Genomic DNA, 9,518 nt, shown 5'->3' with positions numbered 1-9,518 from the left:
GATTATAGCTCAGCTGGGAGAGCACCTGCCTTACAAGCAGGGGGTCACAGGTTCGAGCCCTGTTAATCCCACCAGTAAGAAAACTCTTAGATTTTATCTAAGAGTTTTTTTGTGTTTAAAATTAATACACTTAAGATAAATGGTAAAATAAGGTATAATAATTATGTAAATATATAAAAAATATGTAATATAGGGGAGAATATGATAAAAATAGTTTTATGCGAAGATCAGATACAACATCAAAAAACAGTTGAAAGATTTTTACAAGAAATATTAGGGGAAAATAATGTTGAATATGATTTAAAAATATATATAAGTGGAGAGGATTTATTAGAGAATTATCCTAAAAACATAGATATATTTATATTAGATATACAGATGGAAAAAATAAATGGAATGGATGTTGCTAGAAAGATAAGAGAAATAGATAAGAATAAACCTGAAATAATTTTTACAACATCACTTATTGAATATATACAAGAAGGATATGAAGTAAGAGCTTATAGGTATTTATTAAAGCCTATAATATACGATGATTTAAAGAAACATATTTTAAGTTGTATAAATGAGGTTATAAATAAACGGGATAAATTTATAATAGTTGAAAATAAAAGTGAAAGTTATAAGATAAACATAGAAGATATAATGTATATAGAAATTCAAAGAAAAGATATGAGTATACATACTGAAAATAAAATTTATGAGACTAAAATGACAATGGATAAAATTGAAAAAGAATTAAGTAATCACAATTTTTATAGATGTCATAAAAGTTTTTTAGTAAATATAGATTATGTAGATAATGTGAAACAATATGTAGCTATACTTGAAAATAAAGAAGAAGTATTGGTGAGTAGGCATAGGTTTAAGGATTTTAAAAGTAAATTTTTAAACTCACTAGGTGAAAAACTATGTTAAGCATTGATTTAGCATCAAGAATAGCTATAGGAATATCTACATTTATAGAATATTTTATCTTTGTAAAAATATTAGATTTTATGGAAGAAAGAAAATACAAAAAAAGATATTTAGATATAATATTCTTGTTAATTGCAATTTTAGATTCGATAATAATATTTACTAGATCAGTTGAATACTATGTATTTATGAATAACCTAAAATGTATATCTTTTATTTTATTTGCAAAGTTAAATTATAAGATGAACAACTTAAAAGTTATATTTTATTACTTTAGCTATAATATAGCTTATTACATAGTTCAAGAGATAATATTAGCAATGTCGGCAATTTTTATAACGGGACATACCCTATATAATAAACACGTGTCACATAGAGAGGCAGATATTATATTTACTATAAAGAATACTATAATGATCTTTATAAATATAAAATTTATTAAATTTGTAAAGATCATAAAAAAAATAAATAGAGAAAAGCTAAATATAATTCTTATTATAGGATGTATAGTGAGCAATTTTATAGTAGCATTTCTAAATACATTACCTTCATTTTTATATATTCGTAGATTAGAAACTTATGATAGATATTTATATTTATTTAACTTCAGCATGACACCTAAATTAACTTTTATGACCAGTATTATACTTTTGATAGTAGTGTTTAAGGCTATTAAAGATAATAAAGAAAAAAATGAAGAAAATTTATTAAAAGAAAAAATAGATATGCAGTATAAGTATTATTTGAACTTACAGGAAACTCAAAACAAAGTTAAAAGGTTATATCACGATATGAGTAATCATATGATGTGTATAAAAACTATGAGTTCTGAGCAAGAAGATTTAAATAACTATATAGATAGTATAAGTAAAGGGCTTAATGAATTTAAAGAAATATATAATACAGGGAATATGATTTTAGATATTATATTGAATGAAAAACAAGCTAAATGCAATGAAAATAATATTAATTTAAAATGTGATGTTAATTTTTCAAAGTGTAGTTTTATTGAAATGACGGATATATGTAGTATATTTTCAAATATATTAGATAATGCAATAGAAGCATGTAATAAAATAGAAGGTTGTGAAAAGTATATAAATTTAAGAGGTACAGTTGTAAAATCATATTATGTTATACGATGTGAAAATTCTAAGATAAATAAAGTAAAAATGATAAATAATAAAATAATAACTAGTAAAAAAGACAAATTTATTCATGGAATAGGATTAAAAAGTGTTAAATCATCTTTGAAAAAGTATGATGGAGAGTTAGAAATTAATGATTTTGAAGATAGATTTTTAGCACAAATTTATATACCTATAAATGAAAGCATGACAGTTGAGTCTGAAAAAATACCAGTTGTACCATAAATATTGATGCAAAAACACTAAGGTGTTATCTTTTAACCATAAAAGATAACACCTTTTTTATATTAAAAAAATTAACTTAGTATATGTGGATAACTTTTTAAAGTATAGACAAGTAAATGAAATATATTAAAAGTGAAATAAATGTGGATAAATTATAAAAGAAATAGTTATCAACAAAAAATAGAAAGTTTTAATAGTTTTAAGGGGTGTTGTAAAAGGGGAGGATATATTTTGAAGATTAGTTTTAAGTTGGCTATTGCTTATATGAGAGAACAAAAAGGAAGAACTATAGCATTGATAACAAGTATAGCATTAGCAGTAATATTAGTATTTGCGCTAAATGTTATACCGGAAACACAAAGTAAATTTGAAATCGAGCAAGCTTATAAAAATTTTAGTGATTATCATGTTGAATACAGCAACTTAGAAAAAGGTATGGTTGAAAAGTTAAGAAAAGATAAACAAGTAACAGAAATTAATGATATTTTAAATTTAGGACAAGTTGTAGGAAAAGATGGAACATCATTGCAATTAAATTCCTATAGTAAAAATTTTATAGACTCTTATGGATATAAATTAACAAAAGGTAGGGAGCCTAAAAATACAAATGAAATAGTTTTAGAGGAAAAAGCATTAAAAGAAATGAACTTAAAAGATGATTTAAATCAAGATATAGATTTTAAAATTGTAAAATATTATGTAGATGAAAATAACAAGAATCAAATATTTAGTAAGGATAAAAAATTCAAATTAGTGGGTGTAGTTAAAAAGCCAGATGGATATTATAGTGATTCATCAGGATATTCGAGTGAAAATGAATATTATGGAGTTAAGGCTTTTACAAAAGAGAATTCAAATGAAGATATTCTGCCAGATAATTTAATAACTCATGGAGGAACTTTATATCTAAATACATTAAAACCTGACATTGGAAAAACTTACAAAGTAATGGGTGAATATGGGATAGATGAATCTAATTTTATGGTAAATGCTTCTTTGACACAGGTATTAAGTAATTATGAAATGTCAAAAGATACCTTGTATTCGCAAAAACGAAAAATATATCCTATGTTGGCTGCAACTTTAGTTATATGCAATATATTTAGTATAGTTCTTATAGATATGACAAAACAAATAGGTATATTAAGATCAATAGGGTTATCTAAAAATAAAGTAAGACTTATGATATTTATAGAAAGTGTTGCAGTTTTAATAATAGGACTGTTACTTGGATTCTTATTAGGGGCTGTAGCATCTTACTTAGGCTTCTATATTATTTATGGAAGGGCTGTAAGTTTATATATAAGTAAAGCTAGTATATTTGAGCCTACGATTATGGCTGTGATTTCTGTAGCTATATCGAGTTTAGTTCCTATATACAAAAGTGGAAGAATATCACCTGTAGAGGCTATTAGAACTAGTGATAAAGTTAATAAAAGACAAAAGGATAGATTTTACTATAAATTAATACGAAAAGTATTTGGACTTACGGGAGAAATGGCTTATAAAAATTTATGGAGAAATAAAGTAAGGACTATACTATGTATTATATCTATAAGCTTAGGAGGTATGCTTTTTATAGATACAATAGGCATGGGTAAAAATATGGATAATAGCTTAGAAAGCAGTAGTATGAGTGTTATGAGCATGGGAAATAGTGATATAAAATTAGGTCATAATTTACATAATGCAGATTCTAATTTTACAAAATTCAGTAAAGATGAGATAGATAAAATTTCAAATATAAAAGAAATAAAAAATATAAATCCAATTATGGAGTTAAATGGATATTTTATTACAAATCCAAAAGATTTAACAAATGAATATAAAAGTGAAAATAGAATTGCTAATGAAGATAAAGAAATAGAGCAATATTTAGATGTTGAAGGTCATAATAAAAAAAGTTTAGATAATTTAAGTCAATATATTGAAAGAGGAGAAAATATCAATACTAAAAGCGATAGTAAATATCCAAAAGCTTTAGTAACAAATCATTTTTATTCTATACAAGAAGGATCGACTCAAACAAAACTATTTAACAATCTGAAAGTAGGAGATTTAGTAGATATAAAAATACCTATTCTAAAAAATAATAAGTTAGAATATAAAACTCAAAAAATAGAAGTTGCTGGAATATTAGATGGATACTATGTTTTAAAAGAAGGTGGTATTTGTTCTGGAATGAAAGTTATACTAAATGAAAATGACTTTAAAAATATAAGTGGTATGAATAACTATAATAAAATAAATATACAAATTGCAAAAAATAGCGATGAAAAAGCTCAGAGTGAAATAGAAAAAATTACAAAAAATAATCCGTTTTCAAATATAGAAAGCAAATATAATTATGAAAATTACTATATAAAACAAACTGAAAAAAATACAAAAGAAACATTAGTAATTGTAGGGATAATATTACTAATATCTTCTATAAACATACTTTGCATAATAAAGGCAAATATAATGACTAGAATGAAAGAAATATCTACATTAAGAGCAATAGGTATGAGTATTAAAAAGGTTAAAAATATGATTATAAAAGAAAATATAATGTATGCTATATTTGCTTCTATAATAGCTAGTGGATTTGCAACTCATAGTATTTATTCCTTTACAAAACTTTCAAATGAAATACATAGACAAGGATTAGGAACAGCAAAGGCTATGGAATTTAGACCACCTGTACTTGAAAGTGTAGAATTTTTAATAGCATCTATAGTTATATGTTTAGTAGCAGTGATTTTATGTAAAAAGAAAATAGAAAAAATGAGTATAGTAGAAGGGTTGAACACAAATGAATAAAGGTGGGGGTTGTATGGAGAATATATTAGATGTAATAAATTTAAATAAAATTTACGGTAAGGGTGAAAATAAAGTACAAGCATTAAATGATATAAATCTATGTATAGAAAAAGGTAAATTCACAGCTATAATAGGTCCTAGTGGAAGTGGAAAAAGTACTCTTTTAAATTGTATAGCAGGTTTAGATAATATATCATCAGGAAAAGTTATTTTAAATGGAAAAGATATTTCAACTTTAAATGATAATAGTCTATCAAAATTAAGAAGTGAAGAATTTGGGTTTATATTTCAAAGCTTTAACTTAATACCAGTTGTAAATGTATATGAAAATATAATACTTCCAATATCAATAGATAATAAAAAAGTAGATAAAGTATATGTAGATAATATAATTGATAAGCTAGGACTTAAAGATAAAATAAATAAATTTCCAAATGAGCTAAGTGGAGGGCAACAACAAAGAGTTGCTATTGCAAGAGCTTTAGCTAACAAACCTAAAATAATATTTGCAGATGAACCAACAGGTAACTTAGATACTAAAACTACAGATGAAGTTATGAATTTACTAGAAGGTTGTGTTAAAGAATTTGGACAAACCCTGGTTATGATAACTCATAATAATGAAATTGCTAAAATGGCAGATATTTGTATAGAAATAAGAGACGGAAAAATTGTGAATATATAAAAATAAAAATGACTAAGATAGAAAATATATTTTCTACTTAGTCATTTTTTGTTCCCATCTTAAATCATTTCCTATAAATTTAACCATTCTAAATCTATCAAATATTCTAGAGAAAATTCTCTGAGCATAAATATCTCCTAATTGCATAGGGGATAAATTAGTTGAAATTATAGTTTTCTTTCCAGATAGTAACCTAGTATTTAATATGTTGAACAATTCACTATTAGTAAAAGAGTTTGTAAGCTCTGTCCCTAAGTCGTCTATAATTAATAAATCACAATCAAATAAATTAGCATAATTATCTTTAGTTATATGGTCATCTGTGTTTTTAAATTTATAGTCTTCTATTATTTCAAACATTTTAAAAGCAGTTTGGTATATAACTAAATAACCTCTATCTAAAAGTTCCTTTGCAACACAGTTACACATAAAACTTTTACCTAATCCCGTATCACCATAGAATAGCATATTTTCACCATTATCTTTATCGAAGTTCATAACAAAACCTTCACAAATAGATAATATTTCTAATATATTTTCTTGTGGAGAAATATCTCCATCAGCAGATCTATTAGGAGAAAATATAGAAGGATCAAAAGTAGAAAAGTTTTGTTTATTAAGAACTCTAGATAAATTAGACATTTTGTAAGCTTCATTAACTATTTTTTGTTTTAAGCAGTTACATTTATGACCATTAGATAAAAATCCTTTATCTTTACATATAGAACAGTCATATTTAATATCTAAATATCCATTTGGAACACGATTATCTGATAATAATCTTTGCTTTTTAGCTTTTAGTTCATCCATTCTAATTTTTGTTTCATTTAATATAGTTTCTTTATCATTAGGATTTTGAAGAATTAATTTAGCAAGCTTTAATCCGATTTTTCCTATTTCACTATCTATTTCTTTAATTTCAGGTATTCTAGAGTAGACCTTCTTTTTTCTTTCTTGTAATTCATATTCAGATTGTTCTCTTTTTCTTTCATAAGAAGTTAGAATTTCTCTCAATGTTGCTTCTCTCATATAATCACCTACTTACAATAAATTATCTAAATTTACCTTTTTGACTTTCTTGTAGCATTTTCTCAAGTTCATCTGGGCTATATTTAGTAAATGTTTGATTTATATTATGGAACCTAGTTTTTACATGTTGATTATTACTGTTATTTTTATTTGCGTTATTACTAGTTTTTTTAGTTTCAGATTTACGTTTGAATTCTTCTTCTGATACTTTTAAATCAGCTAGTGTTTTAATATTTTTCTCATTCCAACTCTTAACAATACCATTAATATAAGATATTGAAGGATTTGAAATGTTTTTTGATTTAGAACATGCTTCTAAAACAAGCTCTATATCAAAATTGTATTTATCAAACCAAGTGTCCATAACTTCCTTCTCTGATCTTGTAGGTTGTCTAGAAAATCCTAATTCATTAAATACAGTTTTGTACATCATAAAGCGCTGGCTTCGTTCTACAAAGCTATTTTTTACTTCTTCAGGAGTATACAGATTAGCATCGTACCAGTTTCTTATAACACCTTCAATATAACTTACAGGCTTAGCAGTTCCTGTTTGCTCTTTAACATGTTCATAAGCGCATATAATCATATCTGTACTCATATTATACTTATCGATCATTTCTAAAATAGAAATTTTTTCACTAGGTTGAAGGTATCTTCCTACAACTTGATTTATAGAATTAAACATTTTTCTTATGTGAGGACTTTCACCAGCAGAAACGATGCTATTAACATCGGATTTTATAGATTGATTTGGACTTAATATATTATCCATATATATTTTTTTCAAGTCTAAAAACTCTATAGAGAAACTAAAATCATCATTACCTTCATTTTTATGCTTTTTAACTAATTTTTTCTCTTCCCAGAAATCCCAAGCTGCTAATACATCAGATAATGGTATATTTAAATTTTTTGCAATAGAATTATTATTAAACTTAGGGTTAGAAGTCATATCGCAAGCATATCTATAACCTAAAAGATAAACTTGTACGTATAATCCATTAGCCATTGGCATAAATATATCTATAAATATGTTATCAATAGTAGTTTGGCCTAAATCTATTTCATTGACTTCTTTAAAAAACATTTTATCACCTCAAATTGATTATATCATAAAATCTATTACAAATTTATGATGTAGATAATTAAAAAAAATATTCACTAAATATAAAGGGGGCGAAGTTTAATTGGTTGTTGACTTTAGAAAAAAAACTAGAAGAAATATATCTATGCTTATGGCAGGAATAATTTTTTTAGTTGGTTTAATTTATTTTGATAAAGAATCAGAAAAACAAGTTTTTAATAATATTAATAATAAAGTAAATGAATATAAAATGGATGTAATACTTGATGATGAAAGTAAAAGGTTAATGTGTAATCAAACTATAGATTATGTAAATAATACAAAAGAAAGTTTAGATAGCATATATTTTCATATATATCCAAATGCTTTTTCAGAAGAAGAAAATGTACCTTTTGAAAAAAGTCAGATGAAACAAGCTTATCCAAAAGGGTTTAATGAGGGATATATAGATATCAAAAACATTATAATCAATAATAGCAAAGCAGAATATAGCATAGAGGGAGAAAAAAATGATATATTGAATATTAAACTTAATAAAGGGTTAAAAGCCAATGAAAATATAAAAATAGATATTAAGTTTAACGTTAAACTACCTAATTCAGAAGGAAGATTTGGTTATGGAGAAAATACAATTAATATAACAAATTGGTTTCCTATAGCATGTGTCTATGATGAGCGAGGATGGAATACAAAAAGTTATGAAACTATTGGAGATCCATTTTATAGTGATATAAGTAATTTTAAAGTTACAATATTATCTCCTGCTAAGTATGACATAGCAACCACAGGAAAAGTAATTGAAACAAAAACGGATAATAAGAAAGATATGAATACAATAGAAGCAAAGAATGTAAGAGATTTTGCATTTATTTTAAGTGATAAGTTTCACATAGAAAAAGATAATATAAATAATGTTGAAATAGTAACTTATAGTCTAGATAGTAAATATTCAAAATTGGCAACAGATGTAGCTAGAGATTCCATAAAAATATTTAGTGATATGTTTGGTCAATATCCATATGAGAATTATTCAGTTATAGCGAGTGATTTTTACATAGGGGGAATGGAGTATCCTAATTTATCTATGATAGATAAAAGTTTATACAGTAATATGAATAAATTTTTACTAGAGTATGTAATAGCACATGAAACAGCACATCAATGGTGGTATGGAGTAATTGGAAATGATGAAGTAAGTGAGCCGTGGATAGATGAAGCTTTGACTGAATATTCTACTATACTTTACTTTGAAAAAAAATATGGAGCAGATGCAGCAAGTAGATTGATGGAAACGATGGATACTCAAACAAGATCTTACTCAGATAAAGATATATTCAAATCAACTGATCAGTATAAAAGTTCAACTGAATATAGTTTAAATGTTTATACTAAGGGAGCGGTAATGTTTCATAGAATAAGAGAAGAAGTAGGAGATAAAGTATTTTTTAAGGTTTTGAGGGAGTATTATGAAACTTATAAGTTTAAAAATGTAAATGGAACTCAGTTTGTGGAATTGTGGGGAAAAAATGGAGTAGATATAGAAAAAATTATAGGTAAATATAAGTAAATTTGAAATTGAGGCTTAAATTTTATTTTAAGCCTCAATTTTTTTGGTATAATATAATTT

General features: G+C 25.1%; 7 protein-coding genes. 5 read left to right on the top strand and 2 right to left on the bottom strand.

The window, feature by feature from the left end; translation table 11 throughout:
* The first annotated feature begins 201 nt into the window (after positions 1 to 201).
* From ACEXNK_RS16385 to ACEXNK_RS16370, 4 genes are all read left to right on the top strand, one after another.
* Positions 202 to 918, top strand: coding sequence for a LytR/AlgR family response regulator transcription factor (locus ACEXNK_RS16385; RefSeq protein WP_373600141.1), 717 nt, complete (start codon positions 202 to 204; stop codon positions 916 to 918).
* A complete protein-coding gene (locus ACEXNK_RS16380; RefSeq protein WP_373600140.1) occupies positions 912 to 2,291 on the top strand; it encodes an ATP-binding protein in 1,380 nt (459 codons plus the stop codon). Before ACEXNK_RS16385 ends, ACEXNK_RS16380 begins: the two co-directional genes overlap by 7 nt.
* A 231-nt stretch (positions 2,292 to 2,522) precedes the next feature.
* A complete protein-coding gene (locus tag ACEXNK_RS16375) occupies positions 2,523 to 5,093 on the top strand; it encodes an ABC transporter permease (RefSeq protein ID WP_373600139.1) in 2,571 nt (856 codons plus the stop codon).
* Positions 5,094 to 5,106: 13 nt separating this feature from the next.
* Positions 5,107 to 5,778 (top strand): ABC transporter ATP-binding protein, encoded by a 672-nt coding sequence (locus tag ACEXNK_RS16370; protein ID WP_373600138.1) that lies wholly within the window; start codon positions 5,107 to 5,109, stop codon positions 5,776 to 5,778.
* Positions 5,779 to 5,811: 33 nt separating this feature from the next.
* On the opposite strand, the gene ACEXNK_RS16365 is transcribed toward ACEXNK_RS16370, so the two are convergent.
* A complete protein-coding gene (locus ACEXNK_RS16365; protein ID WP_373600137.1) occupies positions 5,812 to 6,807 on the bottom strand; it encodes an ATP-binding protein in 996 nt (331 codons plus the stop codon).
* 22 nt (positions 6,808 to 6,829) lie between these two features.
* Positions 6,830 to 7,894 (bottom strand): DnaD domain protein, encoded by a 1,065-nt coding sequence (locus tag ACEXNK_RS16360; RefSeq protein ID WP_373600136.1) that lies wholly within the window; start codon positions 7,892 to 7,894, stop codon positions 6,830 to 6,832.
* 100 nt (positions 7,895 to 7,994) lie between these two features.
* Here ACEXNK_RS16360 and ACEXNK_RS16355 point away from each other — a divergent pair, with 100 nt between their 5' ends.
* On the top strand, positions 7,995 to 9,458 hold the full coding sequence (locus tag ACEXNK_RS16355; protein WP_373600135.1) for a M1 family metallopeptidase: 1,464 nt from the start codon (positions 7,995 to 7,997) through the stop codon (positions 9,456 to 9,458).
* The last annotated feature ends 60 nt before the right edge of the window (positions 9,459 to 9,518 follow it).

Source organism: Paraclostridium bifermentans (assembly GCF_964259345.1).
Classification (GTDB): domain Bacteria; phylum Bacillota; class Clostridia; order Peptostreptococcales; family Peptostreptococcaceae; genus Paraclostridium; species Paraclostridium bifermentans_B.
Note: the sequence above shows the minus strand (reverse complement) of the source record. Positions and strands in the feature narration are given on the sequence as shown.

Coding starts and splice junctions, on each gene's coding strand:
- ACEXNK_RS16385 (WP_373600141.1), top strand. CDS start 202: ATGATAAAAATAGTTTTATGCGAAGATCAGATACAACATCAAAAAACA.
- ACEXNK_RS16370 (WP_373600138.1), top strand. CDS start 5,107: ATGGAGAATATATTAGATGTAATAAATTTAAATAAAATTTACGGTAAG.
- ACEXNK_RS16365 (WP_373600137.1), bottom strand. CDS start 6,807: ATGAGAGAAGCAACATTGAGAGAAATTCTAACTTCTTATGAAAGAAAA.
- ACEXNK_RS16380 (WP_373600140.1), top strand. CDS start 912: ATGTTAAGCATTGATTTAGCATCAAGAATAGCTATAGGAATATCTACA.
- ACEXNK_RS16360 (WP_373600136.1), bottom strand. CDS start 7,894: ATGTTTTTTAAAGAAGTCAATGAAATAGATTTAGGCCAAACTACTATT.